The organism is Halorubrum sp. FL23, from assembly GCF_052439115.2.
GTDB classification, from domain to species: domain Archaea; phylum Halobacteriota; class Halobacteria; order Halobacteriales; family Haloferacaceae; genus Halorubrum; species Halorubrum persicum.
Window position 1 is genome coordinate 22,888 of record NZ_JBQVRO020000017.1, and the last position, 15,123, is coordinate 38,010.

Below are 15,123 nucleotides of genomic sequence, written 5' to 3' on the forward strand. Positions count from 1 at the left end.
GCAGCAGAAACACCACATAGTTTACATACCTCCAACATAGCCACAAACTGGTCACTACTGCTAAACAGGATACGGAGACACTCCAAGAGGTACAGATCTACATTGAAGCGCTCATCGAGTACCGCGACCAGTCGGTTGACACTGACGAACTTCCCGAGACTGCCGAGCCCGTCGACGACTCCGATAGCGCAGGAAGTGGGATCGTCGTCAAAGAGAAAGTTGCCTGTGGCGACGACAGCTGTAAGTGCGCCAGCGGGGATCCCGCAGATATCACGGCCCGTATCTCTATCGCTACTATCGTGAGAACGGGACGATGAAATCGGAGTACGTCGGCAAGCCAGGAAGTGAGTAAAGGTAATTGAGACAGTCAGAGCCTCGACAACGCCATCCCTACAGATCGTCCCCAGCAAATCGACGTTACAGCGCCTGTGAATCGTGTTCAACCTGATCGTGACGACGGCCGCCGGCGACCGTGAGTACACGATCACGCCAGCCCTGATCGACGCGGTCAGCCGCCGCGAGACGAACGCCGACATCGATACCTACATCCACCGTCACGGCGTCGCCAGCCTCGCGACGGCACTCACCTATGCGGTCGCCCGCAAACATGGTGAGATAACACATCGACTGATGGCCGACGATCTCGATATCTCCCCGCTGACCGCGGAGATGATCCTCCAGGCACTCCGACCCGTCGTCAACAAGCACTTTGACGTCGAGGAAGCGGGCGCATCGCTCGAGGAGTTGGATGTCGACGACATTAACGAGATGACCGTCGACACCGTTGACGGCGACAACGCATAATTAGATCACCTAAACAGTCTGTGATGAGCCCCTGTTTGCGACGGGTGAGAAACGGTTAACGGGCGGCGTGAGAAAGTTGGATGCGTGACTGACGAGCTCGCGTATCCCTCTGTCGAACTTATTCTGGAACTCCACGAACAGATCGTGGCGGAAGGCGATACCACGGAACCAGGGGTTCGATCAGAGGACGCAATTGCCTCCGCGTTACAGTATATTTCGGAGGGATTCTTCGGGGAGGTACCCGAGACGATCCACGACAAAGCAGTCCATCTGATGCGACTGCTCGTTGCAGAGCATCCGTTCGTCGACGGGAACAAGCGAACAGCCCTCCGAACGGTGGTCGTTTTTTATATGCTGAACGGGTACACGTTCGACTACGGCGATGAAATTCGGGCCCTCTTGCACCACTTTGCAACCAACGAAGCCGCAGTCGACACAGATACTGCAGTTATCTATTTCCGGGCGTGTGCTCGTCGCAACAGATAAAGGGAAACACAGAGTATATTCAACAGAATAATGACGTCCAGCACTGATTCCTCGACGGCGGTCGACGACGAGGTCCGGCAGCTCTACGAGCGGTATCAGGCAGCCGAGAGCGACGCTGAACGTCGCGAGCTCGCCCTCGAGATGGGGAAGCTCGACGGACGCCGGCACGCGGAGATCTACGCAGCGCTTGAAGACGAGTGAACGGTCCTTCTTTCAGGCACCGTAAGCGAAGTCGGTCAGGACTGACAACTAGCTAGTGTTCGATCCCAAGGTATCTCCAGCGGGGTTCATTCAGCCTTGAGGCTCCGAGCGTCGAGTTCGCCAGTGAGATACTGTTCTCCCCTTCGGGTAATGTCGTAGACCCCGTTGCCAAGGTGGACGACAAGGTCGTATTCGACGAGCGTCTTGCAACGAGCGTTGATGTGTTGCCGGGAGAACCGTACGCGGTCGCTGTCAGCCATTTCTTTCGGGGTGTCGGGGCCGGCTTCGGATAGATGCTCCAGAATACGGTCATCGGCGCGAGACATCCAGTCGGCATCAAAGCGCATAATCGCTTGTGGTTGCGCTAACGCTATCCCGAACGCGCTAAGTCAAGTGTGAAAGCGTAGAGATTCTACAGTTGACTCCTTACCCTTTAAACGCCTGCCACCCGAAGCCCCGAGCGTTCAGATGCATTCCCCTCCATCAGACAGTTCGGGTGGATCGAGTGATCTTCTTGTCGAACTCATTGAGACACTAGAGGCGTGTGGCCTGGAGGACGATGCCTACCAACTCCACAATTACGTCGACGTCGAGGCACTCCAGCAGCTACTAGCCTCGGCAGATGGCGACCTCGCCGTCCAGTTCACCGTCGAGGGAATTCCCCTCGATGTATCACCGGATGGCGTGGACGTCATCGTCGAGGACGAGTCCGACTCTATCACTGAATAACGACATCAGTAAGATGGCCTGCGCCCCGGAGTCACGAATCACAAACGCGTACAAAGCCCTGAACAAAGAGCTGGGCCTTCCCGCTGAGCCCGTCTCTCCCAGTATGTTTGTGCCGCGACTGGCCTCGGATCTTGAATGTCCGGACGAGATCCGACAGCGGGCCCAAACGCTCGCGGAACAGGCCGAAGACCACGGCGTCACGACGGGCGTCCATCCGGCCGGGTTCGCGGCTGCCTCTACAAAGCGGGGCAGGAACAGGTAAAGTGGGTAACGCAAAGTGATATTTCCGAGTCCGGGAACGTCACCCCCACGACCATCCGGACGCATCACGAGACGCCCGATGAACTAGCGGTCTAGACCAGCCAAGTAGGAAGCGAGGGCGTCCCATTCTTCCAGCGAATCGCCTCTACCGCCGTTGTGAACTGCTGTAGTCGGTCATCGAGGACCGCGAGTGGGTGCGCATCGAGAAACGCGACACCATACCGATCAACGGGCGTGTCTTCGTGATTGAGTTGGATGTGGCAGGGCCCAAGATCCGGATGGTCGGCGTCCTGGTGGAAGCCGATCATTAGGTTCCGGTCCGGTTCGACCCAGTTGATGCGGTAGTATTCGTTGTCGATACCGGCGGGGTACCAGAAACGAATCTCCAGTCGTACAGCTTCCGCGTCGTAGGAGTTCCCTAGGAACGTCGTCGGATCGACACCTGCGATGACGTACCGCGGTCGGCGTCGAGACGGGCGATAGCGTACATCCTCACACCCAGCCTGTCTCGTCAATCGGTCGTGAACGTCGTGGAGAAGGGTCCGCTGTGTATAGCGGTCGCGACCGGCAAGAAAGATCATGCTGTGAGAGAAGAAGATTAGCTCGCGGCGCGGTCGGCCACGTCGGTCGTCTGTTCGCGAGTAGCTTCGACGTCGGAGTAGAGTTCCAGTGCGTGCTTGATGAGCCGACGGTCCTCCTCGTTCTCGCGCCAGAACGTGATGACGTCGCGTCGTTCGCGAAGCTCGTCGCTTGCGAGGTCACCGTCGGCGAACGACTGTTCGAGCTCCTCCCAAGTCTCGATGTCGTAGGTTTCCTGCCATTCTTCGATCTCCTCGGTGATCGCGGCCAATTCGTTCCGCAACTCCTCGCGCGTGTTCTCCGCGATGAGCGTGCGAATTTCTTCGAAGAGCAGTCGCGTGTAGTCCGGCTGATAGCGTGTCGTCTCGCCCGCCTCAATGCGGCGCAGCTGTCCCTGCTTGACGAGGGTCTGGATTTCCTCGTTGGTCGTGCTCCAGGCGGCGTCGGCCTGCTCGCTGATCCAGTTTACTGACTGTGGTTCACGAAGCGTCTCGGCGACCGCCCGAATACGGTCGCGGGCACTCATTGACTCGGACCACGACTGGACGCCGTCTCGCGAGGATTCGGACATGCGTGGCACCTCTTGCAACAGTGTTGTCGCTGTGTTCTCATATATGTTTGGACTCTCTTGTATAATCAAGAATCTATTTTAAACCCGGATGTCCGAACGTTGAAATGCGATACCAAGAGGAGTTGCTCATCCCGACTGGTGAATCACCGTTCTTGATCCAAACAGTTTTACTGTTTCGCTGTAAACTGTAACTAAGAACGATCCGTGTCACGTACCTCAAACCGCGCCAACGGCGACATCGTCCGGGACTTCCTCTCGATCGCAGACCTGCTGGAAGAGACACAGCTTGCCCAGCTGTACGCCTACCTCGCTCGAGGAGGCGAGGCCACCGTCCAGGACGTGATGGACGATCTCGATCTCGCACAGGGAACGGCCTACAGCTACGTGAACCGGCTCGTCGACGCTGGCGTCGTCGAGGTCACTGACGACGAACAGCCCCGGCAGTACGCCGCCCGAGAGATCGATCTAACCGTGACGCAAGCTGGCGACCGCGAGTACACGATCACGCCAGCACTGATCGACGCGGTCGGCCGCCGCGAGACGAACGCCAACATCGATACCTACATCCACCGTCACGGCGTCGCCGGCCTCGCGACGGCGCTCACCTATGCGGTCGCCCGCGAACGCGGCGAGGTAACGCATCGGCTGATGGCCGATGATCTCGATATCTCCCCGCTGGCCGCGGAGATGATCCTCCAAGCGCTCCGGGCTGTCGTCCACGAGCACTACGACATCGAGGAAGCGGGCGCGTCGCTCGAGGAGTTGGACATTGACGACATCTCCGCTGACGACGCGTGAACCGGTTCTACATCGCTGACACCGGCCTGTTCGTCGCGATGGGACAGCCGTCGAACAGCCGGTATCAGGCGGTACGGCGATTTGCCCGCCAGAACGACGTTACCTTCGTCCTGCCTGAGCGAGTGTACGAGGAATTAACCGTCGACGATCCCGACGTCGAGGACGTGCCGGTCGACGCCGCGATCGACGAGGGATGGGCGATGGTTGCGACACCACTCGAGTTCTCCGAGCCCATCGTGTCTCGGGTGATGGACGGCATCCAGCGGTACATCGCGAACGCCGACGACCGGCCAGCGGACGAGGTCGAGCGGGCAGACGCTGCGCTCGCCGCGCTAGCTGCCCAAGAGCTCAGTATGGGGGCGGCAACAGAGGTGTACATCTACACGACCGATATCGCCGCCGGCGAAGGCGCTGAAACCGTACTCGCGAGCGAGGGTTATGGGGACTCAGTGACGTTCGTGAACGGCTTCCGGTTCATCGAAGATCTGCGTTCGACCGGTCACTAACGGTTACTGAGCTTCAATCCAGTGTACACGACACCTCGAAAAGTCCTCAGCTGCTCAACCGTCTCCCAACCGCCGCTGTGTGCCTCGTCCCTGCGGTGCTTTCGGGGTCAGGGGACGACCGAGACAGCCTCTCGACAATCGACCTGTATCTGGATGGCGATCTGAGCGAACGATCGACGCAGCGCAGTTTTCAGACCCTCTCGATCCGCCCAATATGGAGCACCACGATCAACCGCTGTTCCAGCTCGGCCATCGTTCGGCGTGAGAACGCGATGGGTTAGATGATACCGCCGATAACGAGTAGTCCAACGACGAGCAGCAGCGTCGCGACCACGCTCCCACCGGCCAGTAACTTGTTCTCCATCGCCTTCTCGTGGAGCGGCATGGCGGCGTACTCCTCGCGGAACGCCTCCAGATTTTGTTCGTCGTAGAAGTACTTCGTCTTCAGCGCGAACCGCTCGGTCACCGCACAACTCGTACAGACTGGCTCCTGGTCAAGCCGTTCGGTCTTGGTGTGGCTGTCGCAGGCGATTGCCCCACAGTTGGGACAGTACGTGTACGTCTCGTCGACGCCACTGGTCTCACAGTGGACACAGCGATGGATACCGTCCTCGGTGGTAACTCGAGAGGGGCCTGCCACGTAGTACTCGTAGGGGTAGGTGTACTCCTGAATGTCAGTCGTGTGCCGAACCTCGGGGAGGTAGACTGGCTCGATCGACTGGACGGAGATGTCCGAGCGGTTCGGCTCGCAGGTCTTGTTGTACGTGACGTTGTTGTCGCCGGTGTAGGTAACCGTCGTCGTGTGGTGGTCTTGAAGCCGCTCGACAGCCCACTCCTTGTACTCGGTCTGAGTCTGCCCGAATCGGTGCTCCTCGACGTCGTCGAACACCTCGCCAAATTGTCCAGAGTCGAGTTCGATCCTCGTATGGAGATTCTCGGTGACCAGTGCCGCGACATCCTCGCCGACGACCTGTGGGGTTCCACGTTCAGCGTGAACCACGAACTGCGTCCGGTCGTTGATCCGGTGGATGACGCCGACCGATGTCTCGAAGACAGCGTTCGTGTCCGCAGTGACTGCCACGACCGGGCGAAACGTCACCGCCGAATATGGGTCTGGAAGGTCGGCCGCCTCGATATTCTCGATATCGCGGAACGCCTCCACTACGGGTGCGTCGACGTCTGCCGCTGGATCGTACGGCCGCAGGGTCTCGTCACAGAGAATCTCGATACGACCATTGTAGAGATCTAGGCCGATCTCATCGGCTATCTCCCGAAGGTCTTGGCCGTCAAGCAACTCGATAGGATACGGATCATCGTTCTGTTGGAGGCGGCCGGCATACTCCCTCGCGGGACTCGTGAACCGGCCGGTCGTGACAACCATCCCGCGTTTGGGACCGTCGAAATCAAACGTCGAGATTGCCGAATGGAGCTTCTGGACGACTGGCCGGCCAACGGTCGCCGTATGTTTACACTCGACGACGATCGCGCGGCGTTGTCCGTCGACAACTTCCTCCATAATGACATCTCGGCCCTCGTCTGCCGTCTTCTCAGCCTGACGGACGTTCTCGTAGCCGAGGTTCCGAAAGACATCCTCGATCAGATCCTCAAATTCGAACCCGGAAAGATCGTCTAGAACGGCCATTCGATGTATCTAGATTTTATTTCGCCACAACCAAATACATTGGTGAGCGCCAGAGAGCTCATCGATTTCGATAGAGTAGTACTCCCGTGCCAAGAGTTCATATCTGCCTTGTTGACGGCCTCGACAACCGGATCAGCGGCCTCTCTGAGCGCCCCCGGATCACCCATCAGCATGAAGAACCATACTACGGACGGTGTCAAAGTCATCTGTGTGATAGACTGCGATGCCGTCACGAAGAATTTCTTGGAGCTCCTCAGTATACGTCGGGATCCCTTGGAGAGCCTCAACATCAATATCGAATGCGTATCGATCCCCGCCAAACGTATCTTCCTCAAGTGATTGCCTGATGTGGTTCGCCTGTCGTTGGTTGCTCGGTCGGTCGTCGCGAACCAACACCCAAAGATCAATATCGCTGCGACGGTCAGCCTCACCGCGAGCAACGCTTCCATACAAAACGACAGCGAGGACGCCATCAAGTTTGGTACGGAGTTGGTGGGTCGCGTCCTGTACCGGCACGTGGAACTCCGACTGAGGAATTCCGAGGAACGGATCGTCTGGGATAGTGAGCCGATCACGGTTGATCTGGACAAGTCGGCGGGTTCCGTCGTGTTCTTCGACAACGAGATCGTTCTTGGAGAGTGTATCAACCGTCTTGGTGATCGTCGGTCGCGTGTAGCCAACTGCGTCAGCAAGGTCTGTCATCGAAAACGACTCATCGTGATGTCGGGTTAAAAAGAGAAGAATATCAGCTGTCGCATCTCCACTGAGTAACCGGTCGTCTTGGAGTGGTAAGTCGATGAATATCTGGATACCATCAGCAAGAGTACCGTTCGTATCTGTTTTCATTGTAAAGTATTTCTTAGCGTTACTACTTCAACCTAATTACTAAATGAGTTCTTGTTAACCAACGCTCAATCCTCTAGATCTCTGTCCGTTGGTTAACCAGAATTTGTGTCCGTCAGCGAGCAGTGGCACAACACTCAAACCGGTACGGATATATATTCTATGTAAGAAACGCAGGTATGAGTACCATAAAACAATTACAAAGTAAACGACAGGGCCTCTCAACTCGGGAGAGTCGACTCCTCTCACGACTCGCCGGCGCGGGCCACCAGATCATTTCGATCGACGATATCGAGACAACGCTGGAGGTACCCTCCAATACAGCGAGAGAAATCGCGTCGCGACTTACCCAGAAGGGCTGGCTCGACCGCCTCTTTCCGGGGACATATCTCATCGTGCCGCTGGCAGCCGGCGAGGAGGCCATGTACACGACCCACGAGTATCTCATCGCCGCCCACATGGCTGAGCCGATGTACATCGGCTACTACAGCGCCCTCAGCCACCACGGGCTGACCGAGCAGGTCCCTCGGACAGTCTACGTTGTCACACCGACTCGGGCCCAGAATCGGGAAATCCACGGCGTCCCGTACCGCGTCACGATGGTCACTGAGCAGAAGTTCTTCGGCACCGAATCGACCTCCATCGAGGGTACCACCGTCCAGATCAGCGACCTCGAGAAGACCCTCGTCGACTGTGCGGACCATCCCGAATTCTGTGGCGGTATCCACGAACTTGCGAGCGCGATGCGCACCGCCGACGAAGAAGGCTGTTCATGGGGCACCGTTGGGGAGTATCTCGATCGCCTCGACAACGGTGCCGCGACCAAGCGGATCGTCTACCTCGCCGATCAACTCGGTATCGACATCACCGACCGCGAAGACCTCGTCGAGTCGTTCACGAGTGGCTACTCTCTACTAGACCCTACACGGCCCGAAACCGGGGCGACAGACAGCATGTACCGACTCCGCGTCAATGTCGAGCCAGCTACGCTGGAGCCGACGGAGTCCTGATCGCGATGATCAGCCAAGACCGGCTCCGAATCCTTGCTCGGGAACTCGGTGTTCGCCAGGGATACGCCGAAAAGAACTACGTCAACTCTTGGCTCCTCTGGGGCATCTTCACGAGCGACTACGGTTCTAACCTCCTGTTCAAGGGCGGCACCGCACTAAGCAAGCTGTATTTCCCGCAATCGTGGCGATTCTCCGAGGACCTCGACTTCGGCGTTAAGGGCCAGTATCAAGGGTCGAAGAGCGAGTTGCGGGCCCTACTCGATACGGTCACCGACCGCTCCGGGATCGAGTTCACGGTTCGAGAGCATCACGAGTCTCAACAGGAGCACTATCCAACTCACTACGTCGACATCAGCATCCAGTATCGTGCTATCCTCAACCATCCCAACACGACCAGTATCGATGTGATGGTCGACGAGCACGTCACCTTCGATCCAGTCCAGCACACCCACACCTACGAAGACATCCCCAAATTCGACCTACAGGCCTACAGCGTTGAGGAGATTTTCGCCGAAAAGCTCCGTGCGATCTACCAGCGCGGAGCCGCTCGCGACTACTACGATCTCTACCAGTTGCTCGAAACTGATTCGGTTACAATCGATTTTTCCGAGGTGCAGCCTGCGTTCAAGGCGAAGTGCGAACATGATGGACTCACCGTCGATCTGTCGATGGGGCTTCCAGAAGACCAACGGGACGTAATCCGTCAGCAATGGGAGACAACGCTCCCGGACCTTACGGGTGAACCGCCAGCATTCGAGACAGTTTGGGAACAGTTGGACACGACAATCTCGCAGCGGGAGTCACCGTAGGTCGTAGAGGCTTTTGATAGCCGACCCAGAGGAATTGAATTCGGTAGCTCGAGTATTAACCAACATAGCGGAAGTTAAGCCAACGATGTTGGTTAATCAACCCACCGTGAGCGTCGCGAAGTCCACTACCTCTGGCCGGAGGACCATCCAGTCGAGAAAGTGCTCCACGAGGTATTCGCGTCCAAATGTTGGCCTCATTAGGGGAGGTCCACCTCGTAGTCGGCCGCCAGCTTCTGGAACTCGCCCCACTCGAGGAGACGATCGTCCGTAACATCGCCATGGGTCTCGAGGTAGCGGAGCAAGGCATTGAGTTCGTCTTCGAGGTCATACTTCGCAGCTTGTGTTCGGAGGTCGACCTCGTCGACGTCGACGTGACTGAGCAAGAGGAGACAGTACGAACGGTAGCGGCTGCCGTCGTCGACCACCAGCGTGTGACAGCAGAGCTCACAGTTGATAGGGAGGATTCAGAACCTTATGTGTCAGTCAGGTACTGAAATGGCTCCAATTGTTACATAAGGTATAGAGCAGCCGTCGGCACCGACCTCGCTACCGAACCACCTCGCGGAAGGCTCCCGAAACAGAATACTGAGACACTCCAAGAGATACAGCACTACGTTGCGGCACTCATCGAGTACCGTGAACAGTCGGTCGACACCGACGAGCTTCCCGAGACTGCCGAGCCCGACAGTTCAGGAAACGGGACCGTCGTCAAAGAGAAGGTCAGCTGTGGCGACTACAGCTGCAAGTGCGCCAGCGGGGATCCCGCAGATATGCACGGGCCGTGGCCGAATCTGATCCGTGCTCAACCGTCAGAAGTTGAGACCGGTCACCTCAATGTATCTAGCAGTCCGGCGTAGTTCATAAATAGTATGAAGACGTAGGCTAGAACACAATAATGCCACGAATCACCGGGTCCTATCCAGACGACCTCGACCTCTTCATTGAGGGGGCTGTCGAAGCTGGTGTGTTCGGGGGCAAGAGCGATGCGTTACGAGAGTTCGTGCGTGAATACTTTGAGGACAACGAAAACGAACGTATTGCAGCTGCGGTCGCCCTCTACGAACGCGAGCGGATCACACTCGGTGACGCTGCGAGACTCGCCGATGTCGACCGTTGGACGATGCGGGATATCCTCCGTGAGCACGGCGTCGAACTCCGTCTCGGACTCGTCGACGAAGACGACGCAGCCTACGAGGTAGAGGCAGCAAGCGAACTCGAATTCGATGATGAGGACTCGGACGACGAGGAGTCACGCGCGAAATGACAACAGCAAGCGGAAGCCCACCCGTTCACAGTAGGTGCCGAAGTTCGGAAAAGATTCAACCGATTGCTGACCTCGGAGAGTGATACGGGCTTGATTTATCGGCGTTTGCTTCCGGCTAGACACATTTGTCAGGTAGTCAGAGAGCCTCGAAAGAGACTGTAGAAAGTCTTGCCAGTCGGCAGCGGCGTGCTGACCCGGGCGGGCCCGGGTCAGCCGCCGCACTCCCTCCTATCCGTCCGGAATCGACAGGACGAATAGCCGAAACAGAGCTGTCGAGACAGCCGGTCGATCAGTTAACACTCGCTGATCGACCAAACAGAGGCATACCAGAATCCAGAGATTGTACAACCCCACCGCGAACAGAAACTCGAACAATCGCACCGCGAACGTCGGCGACGACGTTCGTGGAAGGAATTCACCGATCTTTCGGTAAGACATCTCTATCCCCCAGCGACGCCGGTACGCCTCCGCAAGCGGTTCTGCAAACTCTACCGAGACATCACGGTTGGTCACCAAACAGAACGAGTCGTCGTCCCGACTGCGGTGCGGAACGGCGACGAGTGTTACTGGCACTCGACCAGTCGGAGGGTTCTTCCGCACTATCTCGTAGTCGGTGACGAATGGGGTCTCCTCGTGGGCGTCAAGCGCGCGCTTGACGCCCACTGTCTTTGGCGCACGTACGACGAATTCGACATCAAGATCGGCGAGCGTCTCGACGAGAGGAACTCGGTAGAATTCGCGGTCACAGTAGACGCGGTTGATCTGGACGAACTGCCGTGCGGTGGTGATAAGTTGGCGAATCGACTCCCGCAGGGTGCGAGAGTCATTCGCCTCGATCGACTCACACGCTAAGGTGAATCGAACGGCTGGATCGACGACACAGAGTGTAACGAACGCGTACGCAAGGTTTGTTCCGCGGTCTGGATTGATTGCGCAGACACGCGGTGTGTCGGTCGAGCCGTAGTAGAGCCATTCGTGAATGTCTAATGCAACATCGACAGGCCGAGTGAACGCCCGCTGTCGGCGGGCGTGAGCGAATGTTGCCGCCCGGACGCCATCGAACTGAGCGTCGATGGCGTTCGGGCTCAGTCTCCGGAGGTGATAGAGGAGGGATTTGGCAAGCGGACTCCGTTGCTGGAGATCGATGTCTTCACTCCGAGCAAGCTGAAGCCCTTTCGCGGTCGTATGAACGAATTCACCGTTGAAAGCACTCCGAGCGAGGACTTTCTCGAAGTCCTCGCTCGGATACTGCCCGTTCGGTTTCGTTGCGAAGTCGAGTTCCGTGAACAGCAGCGAAGAAGCAGCACGAGACAACTGTTTCGCCTCAGTTGTGTGGATCATACAGTAGATACGTTACCGACGAGGAAAACAACGATTCAGCTACTTCGGCACCTACTGTTCAGCCGTGGGAGGATGTCAAAGGTGACGAGATTCCAGCGAATCCAAGCGTTCTGAACACGACCGTCCTCTCAAATTTCGCGTACACTGACCAGTTGTGGGTCGTTGCAGGACTCTCTGGAATCTGCACGGTGCCAGTCGTTCGTGAGGAACTCGAACACGGTGTCAACGACCATCCGTATCTTCAGTCAGCGCTCAATACACTTGACGACGACATTCCAGTCGCGACGATTTCGGACACCGTCGCAAATCGAGAGTCAGTTGTTGGTGGCCATCTCGATGCCGGCGAGGCCCAAGCGTTCGCCCTGGCGGACGCGGAGGATGGTCGCCTACTGACTGACGACGGAGATGCCCGATCGTTTGCAAAAAATCAGGGCGTGACTGTTGTCGGATCGGTTGGGGTTCTGTTGGCTGCAATCGATGCTGGGAAGATCGATGAAGCGACTGCTGACAAGTGGCTATCGACGTGGATATATGAGATCGGGTACTACGTCCCATACCGAACGATCTCGGAGTATCGGTGACGGGCTTGCTTGGAGTTCCAAACGCCTGATGCCAATTGGAACTCACCCGAAGTCGTAGTCGCTGTCGTACGCATCGACGTACGCATCGTTCCCCACCCGGTCGGGCACGTAACACGGGCCTTGACCGGTACCAAAGAACACCGGCGCCTCGGCGTCGAGCTCGCTGTGCCGTCTCAACAGATCCGGCATTCGATCTCGAATCTCGTTCACCCGTGGTTCCCGGCGAGTCCGGAACGTTCCGATGGGCGGTCGATGTTCGGTCAGCGGTGGTAGCGATCCCTTGGTGAGGTCATTGATGGTGACGATCCGGACGTCAAGCTGTTGGGCAAGACACCATGCAGACGTGGTGACACCCCAAGCAACGACCAAGACGGGCATTGCCCGAGCGAGCAGCGCTCGATGCGAGATGGATGCGACGGCCTCGCGTCCGACCAGGGTTGTCTGCCAATCTTTGCACTCGGCGACGATGAAGTCATCCGGATCGCCTTGGAGGTCCTCTCGCCGCCCGATCACATCGGTTTCGAGCCCAAAGAGATACTCATTGCGAGCCGTGTGATAGCCCCACTCTTCGAGTGTTTCAGCGAACGTCTTCTCGAGCCATCGCCCGTTTACGGGGTCGTGATCGACGTCGACCCGGTCGTCAGTGCCACCCAATGCGTCGATCTGTGCTTGGAGATCGTCTCTGAGGTTACTCATCTTGTGAGTCCTCCGAGCGGGCGGCGGCCGCTCGCACTGCAGTGTGTTCGAGCGCTGTCGCGATCGCTCGTGCTTCTGTGGGTGTGAGTTCCGCGTATGTCGTTCCCCAAGTGCCACCGAAGCTGAGCGTGATCAGCGACGCGTCGGCCTCGTCTTGGCTCACTTGGATAGCCCCCTCCGTTTGGGTGACCGGGCGATCACGTGTGACGCGTGTGTCGAGATCGATCGCGGGTCGTGTCATTGTATCTCGCCCCCGTATTTCGGCTGGTGATTCGGTGGTGTCGTCGGTACCGCTGTCGGTCGGTGTGGTGAGTCTCTCATTGGGTAGTCAGGAAGCTCGTTGGCGAACTGTGCGTCGGGATGTTGTCGATCCGGTACTCGAAATCGCAAATTCTGGTGTATTCGGTTCTGCAACATGTAGCAGAGTGGCAGACGCAGTAACATATTCACAGGAAACGAGGTGTCTCGGATTCTATGGCTGACGGTCGCTGTGGAACGCGGAGTGGGTGCGCTGACAGGGATGTGGACACGCTGTCGCCTCGGCGCCCACATGGTGGTGTTCACAACGCCGTCGCCGGTGTCATTCGTGTATCGGGACGCTAACACCGGCGTGGATGAAGACGTTGCTCCGACGTGTGCTGGCCACCACGAAACGGATGGGACCGAGGCTGTTGCGTCATCGATGGTCCACTGTCGGTGTCCCTCCACCTGGACGGCACGCACGCGCTCGAGTGCTTGGATGGCACTCACTCTGCGGTCATAACTACTTGCGGAGATCGCTGCGCGGTCGATCAGTTCGGTGCGACCGAGTGGTTGCTCCGCCCGGAGGAGTGTGGCGTACAGTTTCGTTGCTGTTGGCGTGAGATCGGGCCGAAAGCGTGTGGGTGGCAGGATTGCTGCTGCGCGTTCGACGTCGGCAGATGTTGGGTGCTGTGACTCGCTCAGCGCTCGCAGGAGGCTCACTACGACGTCGTACGGACACGCCCGGCGTGTGGTGTCCGACGGGCCGAACGAGCGCAGACAGAGCCGCACGAGCCGCTGTCGCTCGTGTGGTGTCCACGGAACGTCGTGAGTCATCGCAATCTCGTCGATCACCCGTCGGATGGCGGGGTATGTCGTCCCGTCGACGACAGGGATTTTCAGGGTCGGTGCCTGTTCGGTGCTATCAGCGATCGCCTCGCGGACGTCGGTGAGTCCGTCGCTGAGAGCCATGGTGATGGCGTTTTGGAGCGCAGTAGCTGTCGGGCCAGCAACCACCCATGACATTGTGAGATCCAGTTGGGTGTCGGGTTCGACCTGATAGAGGAGCCGGCAGCTATCGGCGATCAGCTCGTCACTGGTGTCTTTCGACATCAGTTGCGGCCTCCCACAGTGGTGTCGTCACCACTCCCAGCTTGCCACGCTTGCCGCACGGAGAGTGCACGACGGACTGTCTCGGTGAGGCGGTACTCGTTAAGATAGTGATCCCGTGTGTGTTCGATGACGAGATCGTTTTCAACGAGTTCGGTGAGAATGGTATAGAGACGGGAAGAGTCGATTCCATCGGTGTAGTAGTTACTGAGTGCTCGCTTGAGCGGGAGGCTCTCGCTGGGACCCATCTGTGAGAGCACCCAGAGCAGATCGCGATGGCCGGCGGGGAGATCAGCGACGGAGTCGGGGCTGTCGCTGTGTGTGCTATTCATTGCGACCCTGCATGAACTCCTCGTAGAAGTCGCTGAATGCGGTTACGCAGGTACGACAGAGCGGGCCCTTGAAGACAGCATCGTACCCATCGGCTGCGTTTTCACAGAGGTGACAACCGTGTCTATGGTCGTTCAGTCCCTCAGTCGTCTCGCAGGGCTTAAGCCCCGCAGTTGCCAGCATTAGCATGGTTCTGTGTTACTGCACAGAACCCGTCCCGGTCGGGTGCTGTCACACCGCGGCCGGGTTTCCTACACTTTCTCACGAGCCAGGGGTTCGTCACTCGAGCTCTGTATAAATTCAATATTGCCGTTAGAACTTA

Annotated in this window: 19 protein-coding genes and 5 pseudogenes; 13 read left to right on the plus strand and 11 right to left on the minus strand. The window is 57.8% G+C overall.

The features are described 5' to 3' along the window. The first annotated feature begins 47 nt into the window (after window positions 1-47). The 4 genes and pseudogenes from ACT4MF_RS15935 (at window position 48) to ACT4MF_RS15950 (ending at window position 1,491) form a co-directional block, all read left to right on the plus strand. Window positions 48-352 (plus strand): annotated as a pseudogene (locus ACT4MF_RS15935) (DUF6788 family protein). A gap of 89 nt (window positions 353-441) precedes the next feature. Next, window positions 442-804 (plus strand): annotated as a pseudogene (locus ACT4MF_RS15940) (DUF7437 domain-containing protein); the annotation flags it as partial. 84 nt (window positions 805-888) lie between these two features. Next, on the plus strand, window positions 889-1,290 hold the full coding sequence (locus ACT4MF_RS15945; RefSeq protein ID WP_444683455.1) for a type II toxin-antitoxin system death-on-curing family toxin: 402 nt from the start codon (window positions 889-891) through the stop codon (window positions 1,288-1,290). A 30-nt stretch (window positions 1,291-1,320) separates the two neighbouring features. Then, the gene (locus tag ACT4MF_RS15950) at window positions 1,321-1,491 is read left to right on the plus strand and encodes a hypothetical protein (protein ID WP_444683454.1); all 171 of its coding nucleotides are present in this window, start codon (window positions 1,321-1,323) and stop codon (window positions 1,489-1,491) included. A gap of 86 nt (window positions 1,492-1,577) precedes the next feature. Here ACT4MF_RS15950 and ACT4MF_RS15955 read toward each other — a convergent pair whose 3' ends face one another. Then, the gene (locus ACT4MF_RS15955) at window positions 1,578-1,838 is read right to left on the minus strand and encodes a winged helix-turn-helix domain-containing protein (protein ID WP_444683453.1); all 261 of its coding nucleotides are present in this window, start codon (window positions 1,836-1,838) and stop codon (window positions 1,578-1,580) included. A 121-nt stretch (window positions 1,839-1,959) separates the two neighbouring features. Here ACT4MF_RS15955 and ACT4MF_RS15960 point away from each other — a divergent pair, with 121 nt between their 5' ends. Continuing rightward, window positions 1,960-2,220 (plus strand): HalOD1 output domain-containing protein, encoded by a 261-nt coding sequence (locus ACT4MF_RS15960; protein ID WP_444683452.1) that lies wholly within the window; start codon window positions 1,960-1,962, stop codon window positions 2,218-2,220. Beyond that, window positions 2,213-2,577: pseudogene (locus ACT4MF_RS15965) on the plus strand (transcription initiation factor IIB family protein); the annotation flags it as partial. The gene ACT4MF_RS15960 and the pseudogene ACT4MF_RS15965, both read left to right, overlap by 8 nt. Here the strand turns inward: ACT4MF_RS15965 and ACT4MF_RS15970 are convergent. After that, a complete protein-coding gene (locus ACT4MF_RS15970) occupies window positions 2,574-3,062 on the minus strand; it encodes a hypothetical protein (RefSeq protein ID WP_444683451.1) in 489 nt (162 codons plus the stop codon). The pseudogene ACT4MF_RS15965 and the gene ACT4MF_RS15970 overlap by 4 nt on opposite strands. Before the next feature lie 17 nt (window positions 3,063-3,079). Further along, window positions 3,080-3,631 (minus strand): DUF7342 family protein, encoded by a 552-nt coding sequence (locus tag ACT4MF_RS15975; protein WP_444683450.1) that lies wholly within the window; start codon window positions 3,629-3,631, stop codon window positions 3,080-3,082. Window positions 3,632-3,835: 204 nt separating this feature from the next. On the opposite strand from ACT4MF_RS15975, the gene ACT4MF_RS15980 reads away from it, so the two are divergent. Together ACT4MF_RS15980 and ACT4MF_RS15985 are read left to right on the plus strand one after the other, a co-directional pair. Further along, window positions 3,836-4,429 (plus strand): DUF7437 domain-containing protein, encoded by a 594-nt coding sequence (locus tag ACT4MF_RS15980; RefSeq protein ID WP_444683449.1) that lies wholly within the window; start codon window positions 3,836-3,838, stop codon window positions 4,427-4,429. After that, complete coding sequence (locus tag ACT4MF_RS15985; protein ID WP_444683448.1) at window positions 4,426-4,935, plus strand: PIN domain-containing protein; 510 nt, start codon at window positions 4,426-4,428, stop codon at window positions 4,933-4,935. Before ACT4MF_RS15980 ends, ACT4MF_RS15985 begins: the two co-directional genes overlap by 4 nt. Window positions 4,936-5,212: 277 nt before the next feature. Here ACT4MF_RS15985 and ACT4MF_RS15990 read toward each other — a convergent pair whose 3' ends face one another. Both ACT4MF_RS15990 and ACT4MF_RS15995 read right to left on the minus strand, forming a co-directional pair. Continuing rightward, window positions 5,213-6,577, minus strand: a complete 1,365-nt coding sequence (locus ACT4MF_RS15990) for a restriction endonuclease (RefSeq protein ID WP_444683447.1) — start codon at window positions 6,575-6,577, stop codon at window positions 5,213-5,215. Window positions 6,578-6,736: 159 nt separating this feature from the next. Then, window positions 6,737-7,423: a nucleotidyltransferase domain-containing protein gene (locus ACT4MF_RS15995; RefSeq protein WP_444683446.1), complete on the minus strand. Its 687-nt coding sequence runs from the start codon at window positions 7,421-7,423 to the stop codon at window positions 6,737-6,739. Window positions 7,424-7,599: 176 nt separating this feature from the next. Between ACT4MF_RS15995 and ACT4MF_RS16000 the strand changes: the two genes are divergently transcribed. Further along, window positions 7,600-8,430, plus strand: coding sequence for a type IV toxin-antitoxin system AbiEi family antitoxin domain-containing protein (locus ACT4MF_RS16000; RefSeq protein ID WP_444683470.1), 831 nt, complete (start codon window positions 7,600-7,602; stop codon window positions 8,428-8,430). A gap of 5 nt (window positions 8,431-8,435) precedes the next feature. Then, window positions 8,436-9,239 (plus strand): nucleotidyl transferase AbiEii/AbiGii toxin family protein, encoded by an 804-nt coding sequence (locus ACT4MF_RS16005; protein WP_444683445.1) that lies wholly within the window; start codon window positions 8,436-8,438, stop codon window positions 9,237-9,239. Between the two features lie 197 nt (window positions 9,240-9,436). On the opposite strand, the pseudogene ACT4MF_RS16010 reads toward ACT4MF_RS16005, so the two are convergent. Beyond that, a pseudogene (locus tag ACT4MF_RS16010) lies at window positions 9,437-9,685 on the minus strand (transcriptional regulator TrmB); the annotation flags it as partial. A gap of 73 nt (window positions 9,686-9,758) precedes the next feature. Between ACT4MF_RS16010 and ACT4MF_RS16015 the strand changes: the two are divergent. Together ACT4MF_RS16015 and ACT4MF_RS16020 are read left to right on the plus strand one after the other, a co-directional pair. Next, a pseudogene (locus ACT4MF_RS16015) lies at window positions 9,759-10,096 on the plus strand (DUF6788 family protein). A gap of 38 nt (window positions 10,097-10,134) precedes the next feature. Next, complete coding sequence (locus tag ACT4MF_RS16020; RefSeq protein WP_444683444.1) at window positions 10,135-10,503, plus strand: UPF0175 family protein; 369 nt, start codon at window positions 10,135-10,137, stop codon at window positions 10,501-10,503. 228 nt (window positions 10,504-10,731) lie between these two features. On the opposite strand, the gene ACT4MF_RS16025 is transcribed toward ACT4MF_RS16020, so the two are convergent. Further along, window positions 10,732-11,844, minus strand: a complete 1,113-nt coding sequence (locus ACT4MF_RS16025) for a transposase (protein ID WP_444683443.1) — start codon at window positions 11,842-11,844, stop codon at window positions 10,732-10,734. An 89-nt stretch (window positions 11,845-11,933) separates the two neighbouring features. On the opposite strand from ACT4MF_RS16025, the gene ACT4MF_RS16030 reads away from it, so the two are divergent. Then, window positions 11,934-12,425, plus strand: a complete 492-nt coding sequence (locus ACT4MF_RS16030; protein WP_444683469.1) for a PIN domain-containing protein — start codon at window positions 11,934-11,936, stop codon at window positions 12,423-12,425. A gap of 42 nt (window positions 12,426-12,467) precedes the next feature. Here the strand turns inward: ACT4MF_RS16030 and ACT4MF_RS16035 are convergent, their stop codons facing one another. From ACT4MF_RS16035 to ACT4MF_RS16050, 4 genes are read right to left on the minus strand one after another with little or no spacing between them, the layout of a single operon-like run. Further along, window positions 12,468-13,121 (minus strand): restriction endonuclease, encoded by a 654-nt coding sequence (locus ACT4MF_RS16035; protein ID WP_444683442.1) that lies wholly within the window; start codon window positions 13,119-13,121, stop codon window positions 12,468-12,470. Further along, entirely contained in the window at window positions 13,114-13,362 is a 249-nt protein-coding gene (locus ACT4MF_RS16040; protein ID WP_444683441.1) for a hypothetical protein, read from the minus strand. Before ACT4MF_RS16040 ends, ACT4MF_RS16035 begins: the two co-directional genes overlap by 8 nt. Next, complete coding sequence (locus tag ACT4MF_RS16045) at window positions 13,359-14,474, minus strand: hypothetical protein (RefSeq protein ID WP_444683440.1); 1,116 nt, start codon at window positions 14,472-14,474, stop codon at window positions 13,359-13,361. The genes ACT4MF_RS16040 and ACT4MF_RS16045 overlap by 4 nt, the downstream gene beginning before the upstream one ends. Further along, complete coding sequence (locus ACT4MF_RS16050) at window positions 14,474-14,803, minus strand: PadR family transcriptional regulator (RefSeq protein ID WP_512053312.1); 330 nt, start codon at window positions 14,801-14,803, stop codon at window positions 14,474-14,476. Before ACT4MF_RS16050 ends, ACT4MF_RS16045 begins: the two co-directional genes overlap by 1 nt. Window positions 14,804-15,123 lie beyond the last annotated feature (320 nt).